21 protein-coding genes and 1 tRNA gene are annotated in these 26,037 nt (G+C 63.1%); 13 read left to right on the top strand and 9 right to left on the bottom strand.

Translation table 11 applies throughout. From position 1 onward, the window contains the following. The first annotated feature begins 74 nt into the window (after window positions 1-74). Window positions 75-599 carry a thioesterase family protein gene (locus tag V1277_RS22270; RefSeq protein WP_334418123.1) on the top strand — a complete coding sequence of 175 codons (525 nt, stop codon included), beginning with the start codon at window positions 75-77 and terminating at the stop codon, window positions 597-599. An 8-nt stretch (window positions 600-607) separates the two neighbouring features. On the opposite strand, the gene V1277_RS22265 is transcribed toward V1277_RS22270, so the two are convergent. Further along, on the bottom strand, window positions 608-2,143 hold the full coding sequence (locus V1277_RS22265) for a helix-turn-helix domain-containing protein (RefSeq protein ID WP_334418122.1): 1,536 nt from the start codon (window positions 2,141-2,143) through the stop codon (window positions 608-610). Window positions 2,144-2,301: 158 nt separating this feature from the next. On the opposite strand from V1277_RS22265, the gene V1277_RS22260 reads away from it, so the two are divergent. Then, complete coding sequence (locus V1277_RS22260; protein WP_334418121.1) at window positions 2,302-3,144, top strand: class I SAM-dependent methyltransferase; 843 nt, start codon at window positions 2,302-2,304, stop codon at window positions 3,142-3,144. Between the two features lie 76 nt (window positions 3,145-3,220). Here the strand turns inward: V1277_RS22260 and V1277_RS22255 are convergent, their stop codons facing one another. Beyond that, window positions 3,221-3,394, bottom strand: a complete 174-nt coding sequence (locus V1277_RS22255) for a DUF1328 domain-containing protein (RefSeq protein ID WP_334418120.1) — start codon at window positions 3,392-3,394, stop codon at window positions 3,221-3,223. A gap of 290 nt (window positions 3,395-3,684) precedes the next feature. On the opposite strand from V1277_RS22255, the gene V1277_RS22250 reads away from it, so the two are divergent. Further along, window positions 3,685-6,309: an ATP-dependent helicase gene (locus V1277_RS22250; protein WP_334418119.1), complete on the top strand. Its 2,625-nt coding sequence runs from the start codon at window positions 3,685-3,687 to the stop codon at window positions 6,307-6,309. A gap of 67 nt (window positions 6,310-6,376) precedes the next feature. Here the strand turns inward: V1277_RS22250 and V1277_RS22245 are convergent. Further along, a tRNA-OTHER gene (locus V1277_RS22245) sits at window positions 6,377-6,480 on the bottom strand. A 104-nt stretch (window positions 6,481-6,584) separates the two neighbouring features. Between V1277_RS22245 and V1277_RS22240 the strand changes: the two genes are divergently transcribed. The 5 genes from V1277_RS22240 to V1277_RS22220 all read left to right on the top strand — a co-directional run bounded on the left by V1277_RS22240 (window position 6,585) and on the right by V1277_RS22220 (window position 10,952). Further along, entirely contained in the window at window positions 6,585-7,565 is a 981-nt protein-coding gene (locus tag V1277_RS22240; protein ID WP_334418118.1) for a hypothetical protein, read from the top strand. Between the two features lie 149 nt (window positions 7,566-7,714). Further along, window positions 7,715-8,005 carry a type II toxin-antitoxin system HicB family antitoxin gene (locus tag V1277_RS22235; protein ID WP_334418117.1) on the top strand — a complete coding sequence of 97 codons (291 nt, stop codon included), beginning with the start codon at window positions 7,715-7,717 and terminating at the stop codon, window positions 8,003-8,005. 132 nt (window positions 8,006-8,137) lie between these two features. Then, complete coding sequence (locus V1277_RS22230) at window positions 8,138-9,070, top strand: ABC transporter ATP-binding protein (RefSeq protein WP_334418116.1); 933 nt, start codon at window positions 8,138-8,140, stop codon at window positions 9,068-9,070. Continuing rightward, window positions 9,067-9,828 (top strand): ABC transporter permease, encoded by a 762-nt coding sequence (locus tag V1277_RS22225; RefSeq protein ID WP_334369887.1) that lies wholly within the window; start codon window positions 9,067-9,069, stop codon window positions 9,826-9,828. The genes V1277_RS22230 and V1277_RS22225 overlap by 4 nt, the downstream gene beginning before the upstream one ends. Window positions 9,829-10,160: 332 nt before the next feature. Continuing rightward, a complete protein-coding gene (locus V1277_RS22220; protein WP_334418115.1) occupies window positions 10,161-10,952 on the top strand; it encodes a L,D-transpeptidase family protein in 792 nt (263 codons plus the stop codon). A 31-nt stretch (window positions 10,953-10,983) separates the two neighbouring features. Here V1277_RS22220 and V1277_RS22215 read toward each other — a convergent pair whose 3' ends face one another. From V1277_RS22215 to V1277_RS22205, 3 genes are read right to left on the bottom strand one after another with little or no spacing between them, the layout of a single operon-like run. Further along, window positions 10,984-11,442 (bottom strand): DUF6691 family protein, encoded by a 459-nt coding sequence (locus tag V1277_RS22215; protein WP_334418114.1) that lies wholly within the window; start codon window positions 11,440-11,442, stop codon window positions 10,984-10,986. A 3-nt stretch (window positions 11,443-11,445) separates the two neighbouring features. Beyond that, window positions 11,446-11,871 carry a YeeE/YedE family protein gene (locus V1277_RS22210; RefSeq protein ID WP_334418113.1) on the bottom strand — a complete coding sequence of 142 codons (426 nt, stop codon included), beginning with the start codon at window positions 11,869-11,871 and terminating at the stop codon, window positions 11,446-11,448. Between the two features lie 57 nt (window positions 11,872-11,928). Continuing rightward, window positions 11,929-14,190, bottom strand: coding sequence for a fused MFS/spermidine synthase (locus V1277_RS22205; protein WP_334418112.1), 2,262 nt, complete (start codon window positions 14,188-14,190; stop codon window positions 11,929-11,931). A gap of 245 nt (window positions 14,191-14,435) precedes the next feature. Between V1277_RS22205 and V1277_RS22200 the strand changes: the two genes are divergently transcribed. Further along, a complete protein-coding gene (locus tag V1277_RS22200; RefSeq protein ID WP_334418111.1) occupies window positions 14,436-16,037 on the top strand; it encodes a phytoene desaturase family protein in 1,602 nt (533 codons plus the stop codon). 263 nt (window positions 16,038-16,300) lie between these two features. Then, window positions 16,301-17,191, top strand: coding sequence for a 50S ribosomal protein L11 methyltransferase (locus V1277_RS22195; protein ID WP_334418110.1), 891 nt, complete (start codon window positions 16,301-16,303; stop codon window positions 17,189-17,191). A 4-nt stretch (window positions 17,192-17,195) separates the two neighbouring features. On the opposite strand, the gene V1277_RS22190 is transcribed toward V1277_RS22195, so the two are convergent. Then, complete coding sequence (locus V1277_RS22190) at window positions 17,196-17,384, bottom strand: hypothetical protein (protein WP_334369894.1); 189 nt, start codon at window positions 17,382-17,384, stop codon at window positions 17,196-17,198. Between the two features lie 190 nt (window positions 17,385-17,574). Between V1277_RS22190 and V1277_RS22185 the strand changes: the two genes are divergently transcribed. The 3 genes from V1277_RS22185 (at window position 17,575) to V1277_RS22175 (ending at window position 21,786) form a co-directional block, all read left to right on the top strand. Continuing rightward, on the top strand, window positions 17,575-19,410 hold the full coding sequence (locus V1277_RS22185; protein WP_334418109.1) for an aminopeptidase P family protein: 1,836 nt from the start codon (window positions 17,575-17,577) through the stop codon (window positions 19,408-19,410). 331 nt (window positions 19,411-19,741) lie between these two features. Beyond that, entirely contained in the window at window positions 19,742-21,019 is a 1,278-nt protein-coding gene (locus tag V1277_RS22180) for a multidrug effflux MFS transporter (protein ID WP_334418108.1), read from the top strand. A gap of 176 nt (window positions 21,020-21,195) precedes the next feature. After that, entirely contained in the window at window positions 21,196-21,786 is a 591-nt protein-coding gene (locus tag V1277_RS22175) for a WG repeat-containing protein (RefSeq protein ID WP_334418107.1), read from the top strand. A 183-nt stretch (window positions 21,787-21,969) separates the two neighbouring features. Here the strand turns inward: V1277_RS22175 and ligA are convergent, their stop codons facing one another. Then, window positions 21,970-24,120 (bottom strand): NAD-dependent DNA ligase LigA, encoded by a 2,151-nt coding sequence (ligA, locus tag V1277_RS22170; RefSeq protein WP_334418106.1) that lies wholly within the window; start codon window positions 24,118-24,120, stop codon window positions 21,970-21,972. 172 nt (window positions 24,121-24,292) lie between these two features. After that, the gene (recN, locus tag V1277_RS22165) at window positions 24,293-25,966 is read right to left on the bottom strand and encodes a DNA repair protein RecN (RefSeq protein WP_334418105.1); all 1,674 of its coding nucleotides are present in this window, start codon (window positions 25,964-25,966) and stop codon (window positions 24,293-24,295) included. Window positions 25,967-26,037: the final 71 nt, after the last annotated feature.

Below are 26,037 nucleotides of genomic sequence, written 5' to 3'. Positions count from 1 at the left end.
CCTCCTGAATTTGAGCGGACCGTGGCAAAGGATATAAATGGGGTCAAGATAGCGAAACGACAAAGGGATGGATGATGACGACCGCTGCCGCCGCCAGGGAAAACCTGAAAGATATACCGCTGCCGCCGGCCCCGTTTCTGTCCTCGGTGATGCAGATCGAGCCGCAATGGATCGACTATAACGGCCATCTCAACATGGCCTATTACAACGTGATGATGGACCGCGCCATCGACGAAATGTGGCTGCAGCTCGGGATCGGGCCGGCCTACATGAAAGAGCGCCACTGCTCGACTTTCACGGCAGAAGCTCACGTGCGCTACATCAGAGAAATTCACCTCGGTGACCCCATTCAGATTTCAGTTTATCTGTTGGGCGCCGACGAGAAGCGATTGCACACGTTCGAGGAATTGCGCCACGCGACCGAAGGCTGGCTTTCCGCGACTTCGGAAAACATGACGCTGCATATGGACATGCAGCAGCGGAAGGTTGCGCCCTTCCCGCCCGACATTCGCGCGCGCATCCAGGCGGTGGTGGCTTCGCATGCCGCCGTGCCGCGGCCCGACGGGATCGGCCGCAAGGTCGCGATGCCTGAGAAATAGCGACTCATTCAGGCCGGCAGCCCAGCCTCCTGCAGCGCGCCGACAACCAGATCGCACTGGCTTGGCGGCAGCGGCGGCATGCCGCCCTGCACTTCCGCCACCGTGAGATCAGGATAATGCCGCCGCAGTGCGCTGAGGCTGCGGCCGGCCTGCGGCCCTTGTCCGGCGAGCACATAGGCCGGGCACATGGTTCGGTGCACCCAGCTTGCGGAGGGATGTTCGATCAGCGCGCGCTCCTGCCAGTTCGCTGCCTCGGCATAGCGGCCGGCATTGAAATGCGCGCAGCCGATCCCGACCATGCTGTTGAAAGCCAGCGGATCGTGGGGCGCGAGGTCGAGCGCGATCTTGAATCGTTCGATTGCCGATTGTGGGTCGCCCTTGTAGACGTCGAGCCATCCTGAGCGGCTCCACGCCCAGGCCGAGCCGCCGTCGATGGCGAGCGCCTTGCGAATAACGAGATCCGCAGTATCGAACTCCTTGAGCAGCGTTAGCGCGTTGCCGAGCACGGCAAGCACGGTGGCGTCACCGCACAGCGCCCTCGCCCTGTGCGCCAGTTCGAGGCTTCGGGCGCGCTCTTCCAGCGGCGCGTGCGTGAAGTGATAAACCACGCGTTGGACATGGGCCCATGCGGCGAGTGCGATGGCGAGCGGATGGTTTTGATCCTGATCCATCGCACGCTCGAGCAATTCGAGGGCCCGGGCATTGCCATCGGCATCGAGGGAGAGAACGCCCGGCATCGCCCGTAGCGCGAGATCCTGGGCACCGAGGCAATTCGTCGGCTTGCGCAGCGCGCGATCGATTTCGGCCAGCCGCAAACATGGCTGCAGCGCCGCCGCGATCCTGGCTGCGAGATGTTCCGTCGTTGACGTATCGCCGCGCAGGACGCCATCGGCGCGATGCGCCCAGAGCTGGCCGCCGGTTTCGGTGTCGATCAGCCTGATCGTCAGGTACGTCTGCGTACCCGATCCCCTGATGGCACCGCCCAAATGATAGCGCGCCGCCATAGACCGCGTTGCGACCGCGATCCCAGCGCGACTCAATGCGGTGATGAGATCGTCGGCGATATCAGCCGCGATAGCCAGATTTTCCGTTGCCGCCTCGATCGGGCCCAACGCAACCGCCGGCCGGTCCCGCGCCGGCAAGAACAGCGAGGGCATCGCACCGAGCGCGTCGGTGAGCACCTCCTGCCGCTTCAGCGTCTGCGACGGCGTTTCACCATAGCGGCGGCGATACTCGATTGAAAACCGCCCGAAATGCGGAAAGCCGCAGCGCAGCGCCACATCCATGATCTTGATATCAGGCGTACCCTGCAACAGCTCGCGACGGGCGCATTCGAGCCCGATCTCGCGAAGCGCGGCACGCGGCGTCTTGCCGACGAAGCTAAGGAACTGCCGCTGCAGGGTTCTGCCGGATACGCCGCCGATGGCGGCAAGCTCCGTCAGCCGCCAATTGTGGCCGACATTGCCACGCATCGCGTCCAGCGCGCGCCTGACGCCGCGCGGCAGCGCCGATGTCGCCGATAAAGTGTTCTGGCCAGCAATCATCCGCAACTCCGAAGGCCCTGGTGATGGGTCCTGGGAACAGCGGAAAGGTTCACGTTCCGGATAGCAGTGTCGCGAACTGGATAGGCATCCGGCGGGCCCGGGGACTAAGCCGTCAGCACGCTGAAATCGGCAACTTCACCCGCTCAAAGGAGTAGAACATGGCTACATCCGCCGCCGCTCAAACCCTGCAACCCGGCCAGATCGATCTTTCCGCCCTGAAAACCCGGCAACACGGCGCATGGTCTTCCGGCGACTACGCCGTCGTCGGCACTACGCTGCAGATCGTCGGCGAAGAGCTGTGCGAGGCGCTCGACCTCCGGGCCGGCCAAAAGGTACTCGACGTCGCCGCCGGTAATGGCAACGCGACGCTTGCCGCCGCGCGCCGCTGGTGCGACGTGATCTCGACCGATTACGTGCCAAGCCTGCTCGAGCGCGGCCGGTCGCGTGCCGCAGCCGAAGGCCTATCAGTCGAGTTCAAGGAAGCGGATGCAGAGGCTCTGGACTTCGGCGACGCGACCTTCGACGCGGTGCTCTCGACCTTCGGCGTGATGTTCACGCCGGACCAGGACCGCGCGGCATCCGAACTTTTGCGGGTATGCAAGAGCGGCGGCAAGATCGGTCTCGCCAACTGGACGCCGGAGGGCTTCATCGGGCAATTGTTCAAGACGCTCGGCAAATATCTGCCGCCGCCGGCGGGCGCGAAATCGCCCGCGCTGTGGGGCACGCAGGCGCGCATCACCGAGATGTTCGGAACGTCGGCCGCTTCTATCAAGGCCGAGAAGCGTCACTTCATGTTCCGCTACCGCTCGCCGCTGCATTTTCTCGACGTGTTCAGGAACTACTACGGCCCGACGCTGAAAGCCTTTGCCGCACTTGATGAAACCAACCAGCGCCGCCTCGCCGACGATATCCTCGCGCTGATCGCCTCGATGAACCGTGCCGAGGACGGCACCATGGTGCTGCCGAGCGAGTACCTGGAAATCGTCATCGTCAAACGCTGACGGAATTCGGAGTGCACCTGCGGCGACGGCCCGCCTTGGCCGTCGCCGTCAATTTTTGCGCAGCCGTGCCGGCTAGCTAGACGTTGCTTCGTCCGCGCACCAGTCCGACCACCGCCGAGATCAGGAACAGAATTACGGCGACAAAGAAGATCGCCTTGGCGATTTCGACCGAAGCGCCGGCGATACCGCCGAAGCCAAGAACACCCGCGATCAGCGCGATGATCAGGAACGTAACGACCCAACTCAGCATGTCACGACCTCTATTGCCCGTTGCTCCTTCGATGGCGGCGATTGAGGCGTCGCACATCGCCTGTGGGACCAATCCGGGCTGGGAATGATGGTTCCGGGCGGCAAAAGCGCGAAATTTGACGTTTCGAGCGGAACAAAATCGCCGCAAAGCCGCGAAATCAGGCCGGCAACCGCGACCGCATAAAACCTGTCAAAACGGCCGAACAGGCCCTATATGGCCCTTGATCCCTGCTATGAAGGCTCCCCTTTGCTGCCTCACGGTGCCATCGTGGGGCCGAGACGATTCGAGAAATGACCGAGCCGAGCAAACTGCCCCATCACGGCGTCCCCGAGCACCAGCCTGCGGCTGGCGGAATCGCCGCGCGTGCGCGGGCCGCCGCCGGCCCGCAATATCTCAACGGGCTCAATCCGGAGCAGCGCGAGGCGGTCGAGACGCTGGATGGGCCGGTTCTGGTGCTCGCGGGCGCCGGCACCGGCAAGACCCGCGTGCTGACCACGCGCATCGCCCATATCCTGAGCCAGGGCCGCGCGCGGCCGCATGAAATCCTCTCGGTGACTTTCACCAACAAGGCCGCGCGCGAGATGAAGCTCCGCCTCGGCCAGATGCTCGGCCAGGCCGTCGAAGGCATGCCGTGGCTTGGCACCTTCCACTCGATCGGCGGGCGCATCCTGCGCATCCACGCCGAGCTAGTACAGCTCAAATCCAATTTCACCGTGCTCGACGTCGACGATCAGGTCCGCCTGCTCAAGCAGCTCCTGCAGGCCGAGAACATCGACGACAAGCGCTGGCCAGCGCGCATGCTGGCCGGGCTGATCGACGGCTGGAAGAACCGCGGGCTGGCGCCCAGCCAGGTGCCATCGGGCGAAGCCGCGATGTTCGGCAACGGCAAAGGCGGCAAGCTCTACGCCAGCTATCAGGAACGGCTGAAAATCCTCAACGCCGCCGATTTCGGCGACCTGCTTCTCGAGAACATCCGGCTGTTTCGCGAAAATCCTGATGTGCTCAGGCAATACCAGAACCGCTTCAAGTTCATTCTGGTCGACGAATATCAGGACACCAATGTCGCGCAGTATCTGTGGCTGCGGCTGCTGTCGCAGGCGCCGTCGCGGCCGGGCGTGCCGCTGTCGGCGATCATTCCGGGAGATATCGATCCGCCCGTCATTCCGGGGCGCGTCGAAGACGCGAACTCCGATGTGCAATCGCACATCGAAGAATCCCGATATGAAAAGGACTCATCTCGAGATTCCGGGTTCGCACCTGGCGGTGCGCCCCGGAATGACGGGGTAAATACAGTCCAGCCCTCCTCCCCACCGAAAAACATCTGCTGCGTCGGCGACGATGACCAGTCGATCTATGGCTGGCGCGGTGCGGAGGTCGACAACATCCTGCGCTTCGAGCACGATTTTCCCGGCGCAAAAGTCATCCGCCTTGAACGCAATTACCGCTCCACCGGCCACATTCTCGCCGCCGCTTCGCATCTGATCGCGCACAACGAAGGCCGGCTCGGCAAGACGCTGCGCACCGAGGATGTCGACGGCGAGAAGGTCACGGTCACAGGCTCCTGGGATTCGGAAGAGGAAGCCCGCGCCATCGGCGAGGAGATCGAGGAGTTGCAGCGCGCGGGCGAAAACCTCAACGAGGTTGCGATCCTGGTGCGGGCCTCGTTCCAGATGCGCGAATTCGAAGATCGTTTTGTTACCCTCGGCCTGCCCTATCGCGTGATCGGCGGTCCGCGATTCTACGAGCGCGCCGAAATCCGCGATGCGCTGGCCTATCTGCGCGTGATCAATTCGCCCGCCGACGACCTCGCCTTCGAGCGCATCGTCAATGTCCCGAAGCGCGGGCTTGGCGACGCCACCGTGCAGTTGCTGCACGACCACGCCCGCAAGCGGCGCATGCCGCTGTTCGAAGCCGCGCGCGCCGTGGTCGAAACCGACGAATTGAAACCGAAGGCACGCGGCGCGCTGCGCGACCTCATCCTCCAATTCGACCGCTGGCGCGCCCAGCGCGAGGTGACCGCGCACACCGAGCTCGCCGAAATCGTGCTCGACGAGAGCGGCTATACCGAGATGTGGCAGAAGGACCGCTCGGCCGACGCCGCCGGCCGGCTCGACAATTTGAAGGAACTCGTACGCTCGATGGAGGAGTTCGAGAACCTGCAAGGATTCCTCGAACATATCTCGCTGGTGATGGACCGCGACGGTGAGGCCAGCGACGAGGCGGTGTCGTTGATGACGCTGCATTCGGCCAAGGGGCTCGAATTCGACAACGTGTTCCTGCCCGGTTGGGAGGAAGGCTTGTTTCCGAGCCAGCGCACGCTCGACGAACAAGGCCGTGCCGGCCTCGAGGAAGAGCGGCGCCTCGCCCATGTCGGGCTGACGCGCGCCCGTCGCCGCGCCAAACTCTATTTCGCCACCAACCGCCGCATTCACGGCACCTGGTCGACCACGATTCCGTCGCGCTTCCTCGACGAACTGCCGTCGGCCAATGTCGAGATCACCGAGTCCAAGGGCGGCTCCGGCTGGGGCGGCACCGGCGGCTACGGCCCCTCGCGTTTCGATAACGTCGAATCCTTCGGCTCCAGCTATACGACACCGGGCTGGCAGCGCGCGCAGGCCAATCGCAACCGCGGCCAAAGCGGCCGCAGCGGTCAGGCCCGCGGCGGGTTTGAGGAAAGCCAATCGTCATTTTCGTCCAGCGGCTTCTCGCGCAATAAGCGCGGCCCGATCGTGATCGAGGGCGAGTTGGTCGCGAAATCCACCGGCACGGTTTCAGAATTCTCGCTGGCCGATCGCGTCTTCCATCAGAAGTTCGGCTATGGCCACGTGGTGAAGATCGACGGCAACAAGCTGACGATTGCGTTCGAAAAGGCCGGCGAGAAGAAGGTGGTCGATAGTTTCGTGGAGCGGGTCTGAAGGACGCATCCATCTGGAGCATCCGGCAGCGCCGCACGCAAGAATACGCAGCACCGAACTGAATTGATCGCAGCGGCAGGACTTGAACCTGCATCTCTCCGCCCTTACTCTCCAACTGCCAAGCTGAATTTCAGTAGAAAGCAGAGGCTCTATCCCTTGAGCTACGCCGCGTTGCCTTTGCGCGAACCATTCCGTTCGCCGCGCAATTGATTCTGTATCCATTGCCGATTTGATCTATAATGGCGTTACCGGTCAACGTAACTTATCGGTAACGCATGGAATCGCTCAGACAGTTCGAATGGCACAAAGACCCCAACGGATATCGGTTGGTGTACGTAGCGCCTCGCACTCGACGAATTCACTTCGCCAAGCCTCATATCGAATGGGAGGCGAAGCCTGAGAAGGATGAGGGATCGGCGCGCGAATTGAGTATTAAAACAACGCTATATTGGGGAGAAAGAAGGCCACCCAAGTCCGGGCTGTATATTGCTGGATATCGCAGTTACCTCAATACGAGGAAGGGTAATGCTTCCTACGTTACCGTGAGGCCGTTCGAAAACGACGATCTTGTGTCTTTGAATCTGGTGAGCCAATCGTGCTCTCCACAAGCATGGATTGATTTTTCAAATAGATTTGGAATGCTAGGAACCGAAAAAGAGAGATGGCACCTTACCGGACGCGACCCCAAGATATTCATGTACTCCGTCGAATCGGAGGGTGCATTCCACCACCTCGTCAACGTTCTTCTGAGAATCTATCAATATTTCCCGGCGATCCAATCAAAGAACTCAGACTATCTTCGCCGCTTCATCGAGTGGGACTCCAACGACGTTGTCCGGGAAACATGGGGACCGAGACTCGGTGCGACACAAACTCGCCCCGCCATCGTGATGAAGGGGTACAGCGACATCGAAGACGAAGCGCTCAACTGGATAAAGAAGCCCGACCTCGTAGGACCGGCAGCGTTCTCAATTCAGGACCATGTCAATCGATACCTGAGGGATGCCTTATCCCTCGAAATTGAGTTTGATCAAAGAGAGCGGAAATTTACGCCGTCGTTGCGGTATGGTTCTTTGGGTGCGGCCTTGGTGGCTGAAGCCGTTGAATTTATGACCGGACGATTCGAGGCAAAGCAATGCAAAATTTGCAGCCTGTGGTTTCGGACTGGACACGAACAAAAACGTCGAGATCGGATATTTTGTTCAGCAGCGTGCAAAATGCGCGACTACAGAAGCCGGAGGATTGTTTGCAGGTAATCGTTCGGGATGCCGCCGAAATTTGATCCAGCGCGGCGTTAGCTCCCGATTTCGCAATCGTCCTCGTCGTTCCCTTCCGCCTGCTAATTAAAGGGCCTGGTTCGTGCCATCTATAAGCGCGCGGGATGGAAACCTGACTAAGATTGACCATGACCCATTACATCGCCCTTATTGAAGATGCCGGACCGGACCATGCTGTTGGCGTGTGGTTTCCGGACCTACCCGGCTGCACTTCCGGAGGCGATGACATTGACGAAGCACTGCGCAACGCGCCAGGAGCTCTCGAGCTATATGCAGAGAGCTTCGAAGAAGACGGTAAGCCGCTGCCGCGTCCACGCACGTTGACTGAACTGAAATCCGATCCGGCCGTTGCCGATGATCTCAAGACCTATGTGGTCGCTCTGATCGAATTGCCCGCGCGCGCTCACGCTGCCGAATAAGCGCTTTTCATCCGTCCGATGCATTGCGGAACCTCCGCCGCGTTCCTATCTCCGGGTTCCCATCCTCTCCTGCGTCGACCCCCGGCCGAAGTGCCGCTGCGCCGTTCGCCACACATCTCGTTTCAGATTGCCATGCTAGCGCCACCTCCCATCATATCCGTCTCCAATCTTTCAAAGACCTACGGCTCCGGCTTCAAGGCGCTGAAGGGCATCGATCTCGATATCAAGCGCGGCGAAATCTTCGCGCTGCTCGGGCCGAACGGCGCGGGCAAGACCACGCTGATCAGCATCATCTGCGGCATTGCCAACTTAAGCGAGGGCCGCGTCACCGTCGGCGGACATGACATCAATAAGGATTATCGCGCGGCGCGGTCGCTGATCGGCCTGGTGCCGCAGGAACTGCACACGGACTCGTTTGAAACCGTATGGGCGACCGTCAGCTTCAGCCGCGGACTGTTCGGCAAGCCGAAGAACCCGGCGCATATCGAAAAAGTGCTGAAGGACCTGTCGCTGTGGGACAAGAAGGATTCCAAGATCATCACGCTCTCCGGCGGCATGAAGCGCCGCGTGATGATCGCAAAGGCGCTGTCGCACGAGCCGCAGATCCTGTTCCTGGACGAGCCGACCGCGGGCGTCGACGTCGAATTGCGCAAGGGCATGTGGGACGTGGTGCGCGGCCTGCAGGCCTCCGGCGTCACCATCATCCTGACCACGCATTACATCCAGGAAGCCGAGGAGATGGCCGACCGGATCGGCGTCATCAACAAGGGCGAGATCATCCTGGTCGAGGACAAGGCCGGGCTGATGCAGAAGCTCGGCAAGAAGCAATTGACGTTGCATCTGCAGCAGAAAATCGACGCCATTCCGCCCGCCCTCGCGCCTTACAAGCTCCAATTGTCCAGCGATGGCCGGCTCTTGACCTATGATTACGATACCAAGGGCGAGCGCACCGGGATCACCAGCCTGCTGAGCGACCTCCGCAATGCCGGCATCCACATCTCCGATCTCGATACAACTCAGTCTTCGCTGGAAGACATCTTCGTCAGCCTGGTGAGGGCGCCATGAATTACCGTGCGATCCGCGCCATCTATCTGTTCGAAATGGCGCGCACCTGGCGCACGCTGCTGCAGAGCATCGTCTCGCCGGTGGTTTCCACCTCGCTTTATTTCGTGGTGTTCGGCGCCGCGATCGGCTCGCGCATCACCGAGGTCGAGGGCGTCAGCTACGGCACCTTCATCGTGCCGGGTCTCGTCATGCTGTCGGTCTTGACCCAAAGCATCGCCAACGCCTCGTTCGGCATCTACTTCCCGAAATTCGTCGGCACTATCTATGAAATATTGTCGGCGCCGGTTTCCTATATCGAAATCGTGATCGGCTATGTCGGCGCGGCCGCGACCAAATCCATCATCCTCGGCCTGATCATCATGGCGACCGCCGCGCTGTTCGTGCCGCTGCACATCCAACATCCCCTGTGGATGCTGACCTTCCTGGTGCTGACGGCGGTGACCTTCAGCCTGTTCGGCTTCATCATCGGCATCTGGGCCGATGGGTTCGAGAAGCTGCAGATGATCCCGATGCTGATCGTGACGCCGCTGACCTTCCTGGGCGGCAGCTTCTACTCGGTGAACATGCTGCCGTCGGGCTGGCGCACCATCACGCTGCTCAATCCGGTCGTCTACCTGATCTCCGGCTTCCGCTGGAGCTTTTACGAGATCGCCGACGTCAGCGTGGCCTTGAGCCTCGGCATGACGCTCGGCTTCCTCGCCATCTGCATGGTGCTGGTGTGGTGGATCTTCCGGACCGGGTACCGGCTCAAGAATTGACACGCAGCGTCATTCCGGGGCGGCTCGCAGAGCCGAACCCGCAATCTCGAGATTCCCCGGTGCGCAATTGCGCACCTGAGGTCTGGTCCTAGCGGACCATCCCGGAATGACGGCCTCCAACTCTGTCGATGACAAGACGCGCAGCGCGTGGTTGCTCGCGAAAATGTCAGCACTTTGCCGCCGATTGCACCGCCCTGACGCCTTGTTTGCGCCGCGGGAGGCGTTAACGATTACGGACGCAGGCCACTGGAACCAGTGCCGGTTTCCGGGCATATTGGATGCCGGGGACGGAGAGCCGGCGCTTCATCAGGGGCCTGGAGGCCAAAGGTAAAATGCGTTCCTTCCTCATTGCCGTCACCGCCCTGACGCTGTTCGCCTCGGGCACCGCCCACGCCAAGATCGCCATAACAGTCGACAAGGACAACCAGCAGATGACCGTCGCCGTCGACGGCGTCGAGCGGTACCGCTGGCCGGTGTCTTCGGGTCTTCCCTCCTATGAAACACCGAGCGGCAGCTTCCGCGCCTTCCGGATGGAAGAGGACCATTACTCCAAGGAATTCGACGACGCGCCGATGCCGCATTCGATCTTTTTCACCAAGATCGGCCATGCCATCCACGGCACCGATTCCGTCAACCGTCTCGGCAGCCCGGCCTCGCATGGCTGCGTACGGCTGTCGCGCGAAAATGCCGCGAAGCTGTGGGATCTGGTGAAGCAGGAAGGCGTTCTCAACACCACGGTGACGTTGACCGGCTCATCCCAGGTGGCGCTGGCGCGCAATCCGCGCCGCGGCAATACGGCCGTCGCGCGCCGCGCGCCGCTGCCGCAATATGAACAGCAATACGACTCCGCAGCCGGCGACCCCGTCGTGATCACGCCGCAGCAGCAGCGCGTGGCGCCACAGGCGCGGGCCGATGACGGCTACATCTATCCGGCCGATGGCTCTTCCACTGGGGCGCGTTATCCGGCGCCGCCCAGCCGCCGCGTCTACGACACCCAGGCCTATCAGCAGCAACAGCCGCAATATTACGATAACCGCGGCTATGCGCCGGCGCCGCAGGGCTACTACTACCAGCCGCGGCAGCAATATTATCAGCAGCGCGGGCTGTCGACCTACCAGGATTAACGAGCGAGTTCATCGCGGTCGCAGGACTTCCTCAGCCGTCCGTCGCGCTCGCCAGCAAACGGTCGCGTTGCGCGGTCAGCCGCGACTGTTGCCAAGCGTCGTGAGCAATCATCCCCGCCGCCATCGCGGCGACGAAGACGATGATTCCGGGCGACAACGTCGCCAGGCTTTCCAGCGCCGGCCCCGGGCATAACCCGACGAGGCCCCAGCCGATTCCAAACAGCCCCGCGCCTGCGACCAGCGGAAGATCGATTCCCGATTTGCCCGGCCGAAAATATTGCCCGGCAAACCACGGCCGCACGCTGCGGTCAGCCAGCATGAAGCCGGGTATCGACACAGCCAGCGCCGCGGCCATCACCACCGCGAGACTCGGATCCCACGCGCCGAAGATATCGAGGAAGCCGAGGACTTTGGTCGGCTGCACCATGCCCGAAATCAGCAGGCCCGCGCCGAAGATCAGGCCGCACAACAAGGGAGCGATGATCCACATGGCTCAGCCTCCCAACGCATGATGGGTGATGGCGACGGTGATAACGGCCGTCACCATGAAGACGATCGTGGCGACGATCGAGCGCAGCGACAGCCGCCCTATGCCGCAGATACCGTGACCGGAGGTGCAGCCGCCGCCGAGCCGCGTACCGAATCCGACCAGCAGGCCTGCCGCGACAATGACAGCCCAGCTCGACGGCAGCTTTGGTTGCGCCATTCCGTAACCGATCAGGCCAGCGAGGATAGGCGCCAGAATGAGCCCGGCGACGAAAGCGATGCGCCAGCCCTTGTCCTCGCCGCGCAGATTCAACAGGCCGCTGAAGATGCCGCTGATCCCGGCGATCCGGCCGGTCGACAGCATCAGCAGCACCGCGGATAGCCCGATCAGGACGCCGCCGATCGCGGCCGATACGGGAGTGAAATTGGCCATCGTCGCTCCATCGGTTCAGGGCAGATCATAGGCGCACCCTGCCCGGCTGCAACTCGCCTATTCCTCGCCTTTTCTAAGCCGCCGCCATACCGCGCCCAGCACATTGGAATAATCGTCGGTCCAGACCCGCTGGTTTTCCCTGGCTTCTGTCAGCGCCCATTGTTCCGACGATGCCAGCTTGCCGACGTCAGTCTCTTCCCTCGCCGAGACCACGACCGAGGTCGAGAAGATGTATTCGCTGTCGCGCCCGGAGTCTTCGCTGTAGACCCAGCTCATCAAGTCGTTGGCGTCGGCGATGCCGACGACCACGCTCGACAGCTCCAGATGCCGGTTGGAGACGTGCATCACGACAGCCCCCTGCGGCGCCAGCTTGGACTTGTAGATTTCCATCGCCTCTTCGGTCGCCAGGTGAACCGGGATCGCATCCGACGAATAGGCGTCGACGATGATCAGGTCATAGACGCCGTCGGGCTCACGCGCGAAGGTGAGCCGCGCATCACCGATCACCGGCTGCATGTTCGGCTCGCAGACCTGAATATAGGTAAAATACTTTGGGTCGCGCGCGGTATCGACCATCGTCTGGTCGATCTCGAAGAATTTCCATTCCTCGCCGGGCTCCGAGGCGCAGGCCAGCGTGCCGGAGCCGAGCCCGATCACGGCCACGCGCAGCGGCGCGCCCTTGCGTTCCCGGATCGCCGTGATCGCCTGGCCGATGCCGCCGTCCCTGTAGTAGTAGGTGATCGGCTCCGGCTGGCCGGTGACCGGCGTGCCGTCGTCGTTCTTGAATTTCTCGGCGCCGTGGATGGTCGTGCCGTGCATCAGCACGTGATACTGGCCGTTCGGCGTCACCACGATCTTGTGGACGCCGAAGAAACTTCGCACCGTCTCGACCCGCCCGTCGTCGGATGGATAGGCGCGCAGCAATACCAGCGCCACCACGACCGTCGCAAAGATCTTCCAGCGGTTGGCATTGAGGGTAAGCGCCAAGAGCGCCGCCAGCACTCCGACCGCGCCGATCACCCAGACGCGATGATCTTCGAACCAGTTGAACACTTTTCCGGTCGACCAGGCCGGCGCGATCAACGCCACCGCCAACACAGCAAGGAACGGCCAGTACCACGCGCTCCAGCGCGGCAGCCGTTCGCCGCCGGTCGGCCGGCACAGCGCCGCGAGCGCCAGCAGGATTGGGTACTCCGCAACCCATGAGAAGGTGAACGGCGCGATCAGGCCGGCAAAGAGGCCGCCGACCATGCCGCCGAACGACAGCGCGACATAGAAGCCGGTGAGATATTTCGCCGCCGGGCGCGTGCGCGCCAGTTCGCCATGACAAGCCATCGCAATCACGAAAAAGCAGAACTGGTGCCCGCCGAGCGTCAGCAGCAGATTCTGTTCGCCGCCGAACGCGAGCAGCACCACGATGCCGGCGATCGCCAGCGGCTGCGCCAGCAACATCCATTTGTGCGGCAATAGCGGGCGCGACTGGAAGACGAGCACCCAGGTCAGGAGATAGAGCGACAACGGCAGCACCCACAGCAAGGGCGCTGCGGCAACGTCGGTGGAAATATGGGCCGTCACTGCGATCAGCAGCCCCGACGGCACGGCCGCGAGGAATATCCAGCGAGCGCGCAAAATCCATGACGGCGCCGGCACGTCGCGATCGTCGGGCGCCAGGTTCAGTTCCGCCGCCCTCACTGGCGAGCGCAGCAACAACACGCCGCAGGTCGCGATCAGCACGATCAAGAGGCCATAGCCGCCGGTCCAGATCAGGTTCTGCATGCGCAGGGTGAACATCGGCTCCAGCAGCACCGGATAGGACAACAGCGCCAGGAAACTGCCGACATTCGAGGAAGCGTAGAGGAAGTACGGATCGGGACCGTTGGGGTGGCCGGTGCGGACGAACCAGGCCTGCAGCAGCGGGTTGTTGGCCGCGAGCGCGAAGAACGGCAGGCCGATCGAAACCGCAAACAAGCCGAGCAGCCAGAGCGCATAGCCTGAATTCGGCGGATCGCCCCACCCGCTTGCGATCGACAGCGGCATCGTCAGCATCGCAACTGCAAGCAGCGCGAGATGAACCGCCACGGGAATCGTGCGATTGCGCGCCTGCATCAAAAAATGCGCATAGGCATAGCCGCCAAGCAGCAGCGACTGGAAGAACACCATCGCCACCGACCAAACCGCCGGCGAGCCCCCGAGCCGCGGCAGCACCATCTTGGTGAACAGGGGTTGCACCGAAAACAGCAACAACGCACTGACGAAGATCGCAGCGGTATAGACGGCCAGCACCAGCCGGTTTCGCGAGGCAGACGGTTCAGAAATCATGAAAGCTCCGGCTTGAACCCGGCGGGAGCCGGCGGCGAGCATTCCGGCAGGTTGTGCCAGAAGCGCAGATAGAGCATATGGCAACATGACGGGCAATGCGGGATGAGATGTCGTTCCGGGGGCGATGCAAAGCATCGAACCCCAATGTGCAATTGCACATTGTGGAACCTCGAGATTCCGGGTCTTGTCCTTCGGACAATCCCGGAATGACGGGTTCAAACTAATCAAACCTTCTTGAAGCGGACATGAGCGAAACCGAAATCGTCATCATCGGTGCGGGGCATAACGGCCTCACCTGCGCGGCCTATCTCGCGATGGCCGGCCTGCGCGTGAAAGTGGTCGAGCGCCGCAAGACGGTCGGCGGCGCCGCGGTGACCGAGGAATTCCATCCCGGTTTCCGCAATTCGGTGGCCGCCTATACCGTCAGCCTGCTCAATCCGCAGATCATCGCCGACCTGAAGCTCGCCGAACACGGCCTGCGCATCGTCGAGCGCCGCGCGCAGAATTTTCTGCCCGCCCCCGACGGCAGCTATCTCCTGACCGGCGAGGGCCGCACCCGGCAATCGGTAGCAAAACTCAGCGAGCGCGATGCCGTCACGATCGAGGCCTTCTCGCGCGAACTGGAAGCCATCGCCGACGTGCTGCGGCAATTCGTGCTGCGCGCGCCGCCGAACCTCGTCGAGGGCTTTGGGATCGGCGCGATCCGCGAGGCCTTCAACGCCGTCGGCACGGCCGGTATCCTGCGCAAGCTCTCACTCGAACAGCAGCGCAGCCTGCTCGACCTGTTCACGTGCTCGGCCGGCGAAATGCTGGACGAGCGTTTCGAGAGCGACCTGGTGAAGGCGCTGTTCGGCTTCGACGCCATCGTCGGCAATTACGCCAGCCCCTACGCCGCCGGCTCCGCCTATGTGATGCTGCACCATGCGTTCGGCGAGGTGAACGGCAAGAAGGGCGTATGGGGCCACGCCATCGGCGGCATGGGCGCGATCACGCAAGCCATGGCGCGCGCAGCCCGCGGCTACGGCGCCGAGATCGAAACGGACGCCGGCGTGCGCGAGGTGATCGTCGAGGGCGGGCGCGCCGCAGGCGTCATCCTCGACAATGGCGAGACCATCCGCGCGAAATACGTCGTGTCCGGCGTCAATCCGAAATTGCTGTATACGCGGCTCGTGCCGTCGGGTGCGTTGACGCCGGAATTCCTCGGACGCATCGCGCGCTGGCGCAACGCATCCGGCACGTTCCGTATGAATGTCGCGCTGAGCGCGCTACCTTCCTTCACCGCCCTGCCCGGCGCCGGCGACCATCTCACCGCCGGCATCATTCTCGCACCCAGCCTCGGTTACATGGATCGCGCCTGGCAGGACGCGCGCAGCTATGGCTGGAGCCGCGAACCGGTGGTGGAAATGCTGATCCCCTCGACGCTCGACGATTCCCTCGCACCGGAGGGCCGGCATGTCGCGAGCCTGTTCTGCCAGCACGTCGCGCCGGAATTGCCGGATGGAAAGTCATGGGACGATCACCGCGAGGAGGTCGCCGACCTCATGATCGCGACGGTCGACAAATTCGCACCGGGCTTTGGGACAAGCGTGATCGGCCGTCAGGTGCTGTCGCCGCTCGATCTCGAGCGCCAGTTCGGCCTGCTCGGCGGCGACATCTTTCATGGGGCGCTGACGCTAAACCAATTGTTCTCGGCGCGGCCAATGCTGGGCCATGCTGATTATCGCGGGCCGCTGAAGGGCCTCTACCATTGCGGCTCGGGCGCGCATCCCGGCGGCGGCGTCACCGGCGCACCCGGCCACAACGCCGCGAAGGTGATCCTGGGCGATCACCGCGCCCTGTTCGGATAGGCAGAACGCAGTGGACAATGTGGGTAAAGCCGGTGGGTAACGGCGGGAGAAGCCTGTGGATTACTTGTTGATAACCCGCGGCAACGGGTGTGGAAGACATCGGTATGCTTCCGTCGATAACGCGTTGGCAACTTCCCCGCTTGGCTGTGGATAGGCGGTGGAAACATGCAGCTTTTCCGAGGAGCACGACATGAAATTTGCTCAAATTTGAACGAAACGCCCATTCCCGATCGTATCCTTCACCGCTTTCGCCAGGTTCTTCAATGACTTCCCTCGCCTCCACACATCGCGTCCATTTTGCTGTCGGCGACGAGCACACAGCCAAGGGCGTCGTCGATGCCCTGACCGAAGTTTTTTTTGAAGGCCAGGCCGCAATCGCCGCGTTCGAACGGCCGGATGGCCGATGGGACGTCACGGTGCATTTTGGCGAGCCGCCCGATCAGCCGCTGATCCGCGAACTCGTGGCCAATGCGGCCGGCGCGGAAATCGCCGCGGGCATCGCCTTCGATACGGTCGAGGCCAAGGATTGGGTCAAGGCCAGCCTCGAAGACCTCGTTCCCGTGCCGGCCGGACGCTTCGTGGTCCACGGCCAGCATCACCGCGACAGGATCTCGCCCAACAAGCTCGGTATCGAGATCGAGGCGGCGCTGGCCTTCGGCACCGGCCATCACGGCACCACGCGCGGCTGCCTTCTGCTGCTCGATCATGTCCTGAAAGCCTGGCGCCCGCGCCGCGTGCTCGATCTCGGCACCGGCACCGGCGTGCTGGCGATTGCCGCAGCGAAAGCGCTGCACGAAAAGATACTGGCCAGCGATATCGATCCGCCCTCGGTGCAGGTCGCGCGCGACAATGCGCGGCTGAACGTATCGGGACATCTGGTGCGGGCGGTCCGCGCCACCGGCTTCTCGGCGCCGCAATTTGCCCAAGCCGCACCGTTCGATCTGGTGCTGGCGAATATTCTGGCCAATCCGCTGCGGCAATTGGCAGGGCCGATGGCGCGGCATCTGGCGCCATCGGCGATGGTCATTCTCTCAGGGCTTTTGACGCATCAGGCGCCCGCCGTCATCGCCGCCTATCGCGCCCGTGGGCTGGTTCCCGTGCGGCATCTGCGCATCGAAGGCTGGAGCAGCCTCCTGCTGCGCAAGGTGAACTGAAATTCTAATCGGCTGGTCTGTGCCGGTTGCGGGCGATGACGCCCTTCTCTCTCTTCAACGACCGCTTGACGCGCGCTTCCGCGAACCGATCGAGGATCTGGACGATGACGCCACGCTGCTTCTTGTTGGCCACGGGCGCCACGGGGCCGCGACGTTCAGGCGGTGAAATCTTCTCAAACGTGAAAGCAGGCATGGTGTATCCCCTCTTCGTTGAGTTGAAACACTCCTGGAGCTTCTCCCGGTATCTTTGAGCTGAGCGGCTACACCGCAATTCGCTCCGTCCGACTATCGCGGGCCGACATATTGAAGCACAGATTATGCCAAATTGTGGCGGAGATTGCCGCATTGCGGACCACTCCACCCAACCCTAAAGTGACCAGGCGATGTTCGAAGCCCATTTTCAGACATTCGAAGAACCCGAAGGCGGCGTGGCGCTGACCGCACGGCTGGCCCGCTTCCGCGAGGAACTCGCGCGGCGGAAGCTGACGGGATTCGTGGTTCCGCGCGCCGATCAGCAACAGAACGAATATGTCCCGGCCTCCGAAGAACGGCTGGCCTGGCTGAGCGGCTTCACTGGTTCGGCAGGCATGGCGATCGTTCTGACGCGCGATGCCGCGGTTTTCGTCGATGGCCGTTATACGCTGCAGGCCGCCAAGCAGGTCGACCGCAAGGCCTGGCAAATCGAGCCGCTGGCCGATCCGCCGCCGGAGCAATGGCTGACCAAGCACCTTGCGGCCGGCGACCGCCTCGGTTTCGACCCGTGGCTGCACACTTCGGCGGCAGCCGAGCGTCTGGCCGCCGCCTGCACCAAGGCGGGGGCGGAACTGATTGCGGTCGAAACCAACCCGCTGGATTCGATCTGGACCGAGCGCCCGGCCCCGCCGCTCGGCCGCGTCGCCACTCACGGCGTGCAGTTTTCCGGCGAGGTCGAAGCCGAAAAACTCAAGCGCATCCGGCTGGAGATCAACAAGCTCGGCGTCGAGGCGCTGGTGCTGTCGGACAGCCACGCGGTGGCCTGGACCTTCAACATCCGCGGCGCCGACGTCTCGCACACGCCGCTGCCTTTGTCGTACGCGCTGGTGCCGAAGGACGGCCGCCCCACCATCTTCATCGACCATCGCAAGCTGTCCAACCTGACGCGCGACCACCTCGAACAATCCGCCGATGTGCGGGAGCCCGACGCGCTGGTGCCTGATCTGACCGAGCTTGCGCGCAGCGGCGCCGCGATCGCCCTTGATGCCGCCACCGCCGCGGACGCGCTGAGCCGGCTGATCGCAGGTGCCGGCGGAAAACCGGTACGCGGCAACGATCCGGTGAGCCTGTTGAAGGCGGTGAAAAACATCACCGAGATCGAGGGCACGCGGACCGCGCACCAGCGCGACGCGGTGGCGCTGGCGCGCTTCCTCGCCTGGATCGACCGCGAGGCACCGTCGGGCGCGTTGACGGAGATCGATACCGTCGAGGCCCTGGAAACGTTCCGCCGCCAGACCTGCGCGCTGAAGGATGTTTCGTTTCCGACCATCGCCGGCACCGGGCCGAACGGCGCCATCGTGCATTACCGCGTCACCCGCAAGAGCAATCGGCGAATTTCGCCCGGCGATCTGCTGCTGATCGATTCCGGCGCGCAATATGAAGACGGCACCACCGACGTCACCCGCACCATCGCAATCGGCAATCCGACCGACGAAATGCGCGATCGATTCACTCGCGTGCTGCGTGGGCACATCGCGATTGCACGCGCGGTGTTTCCGGACGGCACCACCGGCGCGCAGATCGACTCCTTTGCCCGGCAATTTTTGTGGCAGGCCGGCCTCGATTTCGAGCACGGCACCGGCCACGGCGTCGGCAGCTATCTCTCGGTGCATGAAGGCCCGGCGCGCATCTCGAAACTCGGCACCACGCCTTTGAAGCGCGGCATGATCCTCTCCAACGAGCCTGGCTACTACAAGACCGACGCCTACGGCATCCGGATCGAGAACCTCGAACTCGTCATCGGCACCGATGTACCCGGCGCCGAGAAGCCGGTGAACGCGTTCGAGACGCTGACGCTGACGCCGATCGACCGCCGCCTGATCGACGTGAACATGTTGAGCGCAACCGAACTGAAATGGCTCAACGACTACCACGAGCGCGTCAACCGCGCGGTGCGCCCGCACCTCGACGACAACGCCACGAAGCTGTGGCTGGATGAGGCGACGGCGGCGATGCTGCCGCTTTAATCACATCCGCAACTGTCGTCCCCCGCGAAGGCGGGGGACCCAGTACGCCGCGGCCCATCGCTTCATCACTGAAGTCTCTGGAATACTGGGTCACCCGCCTTCGCCGGTGACGACAGCGGATTTGTTGCGCGTGACGAAATTCGCCGGCCCGCCGGCTACGCGTGGGCCCCGGACACAAAAACCGCGAAAACAACCCCATGCAAAGTAGAATCCAGCGGCCCAGCCTCGTAGCCGCCTCCCCAATTCAGCATGGCCGCATGCCAAAACGTCCCTGTTCGTGCTGAGCCATCTGGTTAAAAGTCCAATCCAAGCAAAACCGGATCTGAACTGAATGCACGGCGTCGTGGGCAAGCCGCCCGACGCGGCGGCGAGCGCCGTCGCGACCTCCAAGATCATGCTGCTGATGCTGGTGGCGATGACCGGCGTCGCGCCGATCTCGCTCTATATGCTGGTGCCGGCGCTTCCCGTGCTGGCGACGACGTTCGGTGGTGATATCTCCGTCGCGCAGATGACGGTGTCGCTCTACATGGTCGGCATCGCCTGCTCGCAGCTCATCATGGGGCCGCTGTCGGACAAGTTCGGACGCCGCCCGGTGCTGCTCGCAGGCCTTGCCCTGATGGTGGCGGCGAGCGTCGGCTGCTCGCTGGCGCAGACACTGCCGCAACTGATTACCGCGCGTTTCCTGCAGGCGCTGGGTGGCGCGACCGGCATGGTGGTGAGCCGCGCCATCATCCGCGACCTCTACAGCCGCGACCGCATCAGCTCCATGATCAGCCTCGTGATTGCCGTCATGATGATGGCGCAGATGCTCAGCGCGCTGGTCGGCGGCCTCCTGGAGACCGCGTTCGGCTGGCGCGCCATCTTCTATTTCATCACGGCGGCTTCGCTCGGCGTCGCGGTCCTGATCGCGCTGGCGCTGCCCGAGACGCGCGGCGAACGCAGCGAGAGCAGCAGCTTCCGCGGCGACGTCGGCAAGCTGATCCGCAACCGCGCCTTCATCGGCTATGTGCTGTGCCAGGTACTGGCTTCCCAGATTATTTTCATGTTCGCCGGCGGCGGACCTTACATCGTGGTGACGCAGATGGGCCGAACCACGGCCGAATATGGCGCGTGGTTCGCGACGACGGGATTTGCCTATCTGATCGGCAATGTGTTCTGCGTCCGCTTCGCGCCGCGGCATTCGCTGGAGAAGCTGATCTGGTTCGGGCTCGCGGTGCAATTCGGCGGCGCCCTCCTGAACCTCGCCTTGAGCATTGCCGGGATCAACCAGACACCGCTCTGGCTGTTCGGCACCCAGATGATCGTGATGGTCGCCAACGCCTTCGTCATGAACAACGCCGCGGCCGGCGCCATCAGCGCGCGTCCCGAGGCGGCCGGCACCGCCTCCGGCGCGATGGGCTTTCTGCAGCAGGGCATCGGCGCGCTGGTCTCGCAATTCGGCGCCTATCTCGGCGGCCACTCCACGACCACCCTGCCGCTGACGGCCGCCATCTTCGCACTGTCGATTGCCTGCATCTCGGTGATGTTCTTCATCGTGCCGCGGCGAAGTGTCGTGGTCAGCGAGGAGCTGGTGAAGAAGGCGGAGGAGGAAGAATCGGGAATGTTGTGAGGGGCGCGAAGTCGCCGGCCCGTCATTGCGAGCCAACGGGTCGCGCGAACGCGCGCCCGATGACAGGCTCCGCGAAGCAATCTACCTCGCCGCGTGAAGAAAATCGATCGATTACTTTCTCATGCCGCAATGGATTGCTTCGCTACGCTCGCATTGACCGCTGAAACGAAGGCATCATGCCTGATTTTCTCAAAATTGTTACGCTCGGCGCTTTGCTTGCACTTTCGTCCAAGCCGGTGATGGCGATTGATCGTGGCACGGCCGCGCCGGTGGTCTTCGATTGCTGGGAGCCCGAGCGCACCTTCAAGCAATGTGCGACAACCGGCCCCGACGGACGGCCGCGCCTGAAGCGATCCTACTTGGCTCGACTTCGATATGACCGTGATGGGATTGCTTCCGTCTTGTTGATGGATGGGACTGACACACGAAAAGGCCAGTGGTTCTATGCTCGGCGTGGCGTCGCCCCGGTGCCTGTTGAGTTAATGGACAACGGCCCGGACTATTTCAAGGATGGTCTCGCGCGATCGCGGGTCGGCGGCAAGGTTGGCTACATCGACCGCAAACTCAATCTCGTGATACCGGCAACGTATGACGGAGCCTATCCATTCGAAGATGGCGTTGCTGTTGTCTGCACGGCTTGCACGATTGTCGGCGAGGGCGAGCATAGCTGGTACGAGGGCGGGCAATGGGGACGCATTGACCGCAAGGGACGCGTCGTTTCACCCTTCCGGCCGTGGGAGAAAGGCAAGCGCCTCGAGTTCGACTGAGGGCCGAAGTCTCGTGATCTTATTCGAAGGCCGGATCGTAGGTGCGTTCGGCCGAGAACGATCTTTTTCAGCTTGTAGGATGGGTAGAGCGAAGCGAAACCCATTGGATGGAATGCAAATGATGGGTTTCGCTTCGCTCTACCCATCCTACCATCGTGCGTTCCTCCACGAGGAGAACGCCCCTCACTCCCCGATCAGCTTCAGCCACTCGTCCTCGGTCAACACCGGCACACCATGCTTCTTGGCCTCCGCGAGCTTTGATCCCGCACCCGGCCCAGCGACAACATAGTCCGTTTTCTTCGACACCGAACCGGCGGCCTTGGCGCCCAGCCGCTCGGCGGTGGCCTTGGCTTCGTCGCGCGTCATTTTCTCCAGCGAGCCGGTGAACACCACGGTCTTGCCGGCGACGGCCGAATTGCTCTTGGGCTTCTCGGCGTCGATGATCTCGTTGAGCTCCTTGACCAGCCGCTCGACGATGCCGCGGTTATGGCTTTCGCCGAAATAGGCAGCGACGCTCTTGATCACGGTGTCGCCGATCTGGTCGAGCGCATCCATCTCGGCGATGGTGTCCTCGTCGCCCTTGGCGACCTTGAGGCAGGCATCGTGGAATGCATCCCAAGAACCGTAGCCGCGCGCCAGTGCCAGCGCGGTTGTCTCGCCGACATGGCGCATGCCGAGCGCATAGATGAAGCGTTCCAGCGAAATGCGGCGGCGGTTGTCGATCGCGGCGAACAGGTTGCGCACCGAAGTTTCGCCATAGCCCTCGATCTCCTCGAGCTTCAGCCTGGCGTTACGTTTCGGCAGCGTGAAGATATCGGCGGGCTCCCGCACCCATTCGCGGTCGAAGAAGTACTGGAGCTGCTTCTCGCCGAGCCCGTCGATATCGAACGCCCGGCGCGACACGAACAGTTTCAGATGCTCGATCTTCTGGAACGGACAGGCGAACTCGCCGGTACAGCGGGCGCGCGAACCTTCCTCGCCGGTCGCCGTCTCCTCGCGCACCACGTCGGTATGCAGCGGGCACGGGCACTTCTTCGGGAAGTGAAATTCCTTGGCGCCTTTCGGCCGCTTGTCGATGACGACATCGACAACCTGCGGGATCACGTCGCCGGCGCGCTGGATCACGACGGTGTCGCCGAGCCTGATGTCACGGCCCTCGCGCAGCACTTCGCCCTTGTTGCCGATACCCTTGATGTAATCCTCATTGTGCAGCGTGACGTTCTGTACGATCACGCCGCCGACACCGACCGGCTCCAGCTTGCCGACCGGCGTGAACGAACCGGTGCGCCCGACCTGGATTTCGATATCGCGCAGCACCGTCATGGCCCGCTCGGCCGGGAATTTGTGCGCAACGGCCCAGCGCGGCGTGCGCGAGACGAAGCCGAGCCGCTCCTGCCAATCGATACGGTCGATCTTGTAGACGACGCCGTCGATGTCGTAGTCGAGCTCGCCGCGCTGCTCCTCGATCTCGTGATGGAACGCGATCAAGTGCTCGACAGAGTGACAGAGTTTTGTCAGCGGATTGGTCTTGAAGCCGCAGCGCTCGAACCAGTGAATCATGCCGGTTTGAGTCTTTTCGGGCATCGCGCTCATCTGGCCCCAGGAATAGGCGAAGAAGCCGAGCGGGCGCGAAGCGGTGATGGAGGGGTCCTTCTGACGCAGCGAGCCTGCCGCTGAATTTCGCGGATTTGCAAAGATGGTATCGCCCGCGGCCTTCTGCCGCTCGTTCAGCGCGAGGAACGCCTTCTTGGTCATGTAGACCTCGCCGCGCACCTCGCAGATATCAGGAACGTTGCGGCCTTTCAGCTTCTGCGGCACGTCTTCGAGCGTGCGGATATTTGCGGTGACGTCCTCGCCTTCCGCGCCATCGCCGCGGGTGGCGGCGGTAACGAGTTCGCCACCCTCATAGCGCAGCGACATCGACAGCCCGTCGATCTTCGGCTCGGCGGAAAAGTTGATCTTGTCGTCGCTGAGCTTGAGGAAGCGCTCGATGCGGCCGATGAAGTCGAGCACGTCCTGCTCGGCGAAGGCGTTGTCGAGCGACAGCATCGGCACCGCATGGCGGACTTTCCTGAAGCGGCCCGATGGCGTTGCGCCGATCTTTTGCGACGGCGATTCCGCTGTAACGAGTTCGGGAAACCGCTTCTCGATCGCATTGAGGCGCTGGCGCAGGGCGTCATATTCGGCATCGCTGATGCTGGGCGCATCTTCCTGATAATAGCGCTTGTCGTGCCCTTCAAGCTCCAGCGCCAGCCGCATGTGCTCGACCTTGGCCTGCGCCTTGGTGAGCTTTTCGACGTCGGTAAGAGTTTTTGTTTTCGCTGTCTTGGCCATGTAGGTTGAATACGACGAACGTCGCTCGGAGAAAAGGCGGTGGCGGATATCGTTCCCCGGATGCTGCGCAGCGCGAAAGCGGCGCGCTGCTGATCCGGGGTCCATCCGCACGGTGGGTCCCGGCTCTGCGGCGCAGCGTTTCACGCTGCACCGCGTCCGGGACACGAGCAAATCACGCCGTCGCCGCCCTTAACAGCCGTTCCGCCGCCGCCCGCGCCTCGGCGGTGATCTCCGCCCCGGCCAGCATGCGGGCGATTTCCTCGCGGCGGTGGTCGGCGGCAAGCGCGTTGACGCGGGTGGCGACGCGCTTGCCTTTGTCGAGCGCGTCCTTGGAAATCAGCAGATGTTGGTTGGCGCGTGCCGCGACCTGCGGGGCGTGCGTCACCGCCATCACCTGGACCTGGCCGGCGAGCCGCGACAACCGCGCGCCGATCGCATCCGCCACCGCGCCACCGACGCCGGTATCGATTTCGTCGAACACCAGCGTGGGCGCCGAACCGCGATCGGACAGCACCACCTTGAGCGCCAGCAAGAACCGCGACAGCTCGCCGCCGGAGGCGACCTTCATCAACGGTCCCGGCTTTGTCCCCGGATTGGTCTGAACCCAGAACTCGACGCGGTCGATGCCCTGCGGCCCTGGTAATTTCGCATCGGTGTCGACCTGCGTCATGAATTTCGCGCGCTCGAGTTTCAGCGGCGCGAGTTCGGCGTTCACTGCCTTGTCGAGTTTTTCGGCGGACTTGCTGCGGGCTGCAGACAGCCTCGCCGCCGCGGCGCCGTAGCGCTGGTCGGCCTCGGCAGCCGCCGCTTCCAGCTTCTTCAGCCGATCCGCGCCGGCGTCGATCAGCGCGACGTCGGAGACGAATTTGGCCGCCAGTGCCGCCAGCCCATCGACCGGCGTCGAATATTTGCGCGAGGCGGCGCGCAGCGCAAACAGCCGCTCCTCGATCCGCTCCAGCTCGGCCGGATCGAAATCGGCCGCAACCAGCGCGGCGCTGAGATGCTGGTCGGCCTCTTCCAGCGCGTTGATCGCAATGTCGATCGCCTTCACCGCCGGCTCAACCAGCGCAGGCGAATTGGCGGCGCGGCGCTCGAGGCGGCGCACGGCCGCCGCCAGCGCCGGCACCGGCGAGTTGTGGCCGCCGACCGCCTCCTGCGCCTCGCGCAGGTCGCTGGCGATCTTCTCGCCCTGCATCATGGTGGTGCGGCGTTCGGCGAGCGCGGTCTCCTCGCCGTCCTTCGGCTTCAGCGCCTTGAGCTCGTCGGCGGCGTGGCGCAAATAATCCGCCTCGCGCGCGGCACGTTCCATGCTGGCGCGATGCTCATCGAGTGCCTGGTTGGCGGTGCGCCGCGCCTCCCACAGCGTCTCCAGCGCGGCGACCTCTTTCTCCAGCCCGGCAAACGCGTCGAGCAACTGCCGGTGCGTCGAGGCGTCGACCAGCGCGCGCTCGTCATGCTGGCCGTGAATTTCGACCAACGCCGCGCCGAACGCTTTCAGGGTCTGCACGCTGATCGACTGGTCGTTGATGAAGGCGCGGGTGCGGCCGTCGGCGAGCTGCACGCGGCGAAGAATCATTTCGCCGGTGTCGTCGAGGCCGTTCTCGGAAAGGATCTTTGTCGCGGGATGGCCCTTGGGAACGTCGAAGGTGGCGGTCACCTGGCCCTGCTCCGCGCCATGGCGAACCAGGCCCGCATCACCGCGGCCGCCGAGCGCCAGCGCGAAGGCATCGAGCAGGATGGATTTGCCCGCGCCGGTTTCGCCGGTCAGCACCGCGAGGCCACGGGAGAATTCGATATCGAGCCGTTCGATCAGGACGATGTCACGGATCGACAGACGCGCCAGCATGCGAAGTCAATTCCTAGTGGTCCGGTTCTAACATTCGCTCCCCGCCGGGGAGCCACTCTTGCGAATGTTAG

The sequence above is a fragment of the Bradyrhizobium sp. AZCC 1588 genome, from assembly GCF_036924735.1.
GTDB lineage: Bacteria > Pseudomonadota > Alphaproteobacteria > Rhizobiales > Xanthobacteraceae > Bradyrhizobium.
This window is presented reverse-complemented; position numbering and strand designations above follow the sequence as displayed.

Coding starts and splice junctions, on each gene's coding strand:
- V1277_RS22210 (WP_334418113.1), bottom strand. CDS start 11,871: ATGGCCAATTTCACTCCCGTATCGGCCGCGATCGGCGGCGTCCTGATC.
- V1277_RS22220 (WP_334418115.1), top strand. CDS start 10,161: ATGCGTTCCTTCCTCATTGCCGTCACCGCCCTGACGCTGTTCGCCTCG.
- V1277_RS22255 (WP_334418120.1), bottom strand. CDS start 3,394: ATGCTGAGTTGGGTCGTTACGTTCCTGATCATCGCGCTGATCGCGGGT.
- V1277_RS22260 (WP_334418121.1), top strand. CDS start 2,302: ATGGCTACATCCGCCGCCGCTCAAACCCTGCAACCCGGCCAGATCGAT.
- V1277_RS22175 (WP_334418107.1), top strand. CDS start 21,196: ATGCCTGATTTTCTCAAAATTGTTACGCTCGGCGCTTTGCTTGCACTT.
- V1277_RS22240 (WP_334418118.1), top strand. CDS start 6,585: ATGGAATCGCTCAGACAGTTCGAATGGCACAAAGACCCCAACGGATAT.
- V1277_RS22265 (WP_334418122.1), bottom strand. CDS start 2,143: ATGATTGCTGGCCAGAACACTTTATCGGCGACATCGGCGCTGCCGCGC.
- V1277_RS22200 (WP_334418111.1), top strand. CDS start 14,436: ATGAGCGAAACCGAAATCGTCATCATCGGTGCGGGGCATAACGGCCTC.
- V1277_RS22195 (WP_334418110.1), top strand. CDS start 16,301: ATGACTTCCCTCGCCTCCACACATCGCGTCCATTTTGCTGTCGGCGAC.
- V1277_RS22270 (WP_334418123.1), top strand. CDS start 75: ATGACGACCGCTGCCGCCGCCAGGGAAAACCTGAAAGATATACCGCTG.
- V1277_RS22205 (WP_334418112.1), bottom strand. CDS start 14,190: ATGATTTCTGAACCGTCTGCCTCGCGAAACCGGCTGGTGCTGGCCGTC.
- V1277_RS22235 (WP_334418117.1), top strand. CDS start 7,715: ATGACCCATTACATCGCCCTTATTGAAGATGCCGGACCGGACCATGCT.
- V1277_RS22180 (WP_334418108.1), top strand. CDS start 19,742: ATGCACGGCGTCGTGGGCAAGCCGCCCGACGCGGCGGCGAGCGCCGTC.
- ligA (WP_334418106.1), bottom strand. CDS start 24,120: ATGGCCAAGACAGCGAAAACAAAAACTCTTACCGACGTCGAAAAGCTC.
- V1277_RS22215 (WP_334418114.1), bottom strand. CDS start 11,442: ATGTGGATCATCGCTCCCTTGTTGTGCGGCCTGATCTTCGGCGCGGGC.
- V1277_RS22185 (WP_334418109.1), top strand. CDS start 17,575: ATGTTCGAAGCCCATTTTCAGACATTCGAAGAACCCGAAGGCGGCGTG.
- V1277_RS22225 (WP_334369887.1), top strand. CDS start 9,067: ATGAATTACCGTGCGATCCGCGCCATCTATCTGTTCGAAATGGCGCGC.
- V1277_RS22190 (WP_334369894.1), bottom strand. CDS start 17,384: ATGCCTGCTTTCACGTTTGAGAAGATTTCACCGCCTGAACGTCGCGGC.
- V1277_RS22230 (WP_334418116.1), top strand. CDS start 8,138: ATGCTAGCGCCACCTCCCATCATATCCGTCTCCAATCTTTCAAAGACC.
- recN (WP_334418105.1), bottom strand. CDS start 25,966: ATGCTGGCGCGTCTGTCGATCCGTGACATCGTCCTGATCGAACGGCTC.
- V1277_RS22250 (WP_334418119.1), top strand. CDS start 3,685: ATGACCGAGCCGAGCAAACTGCCCCATCACGGCGTCCCCGAGCACCAG.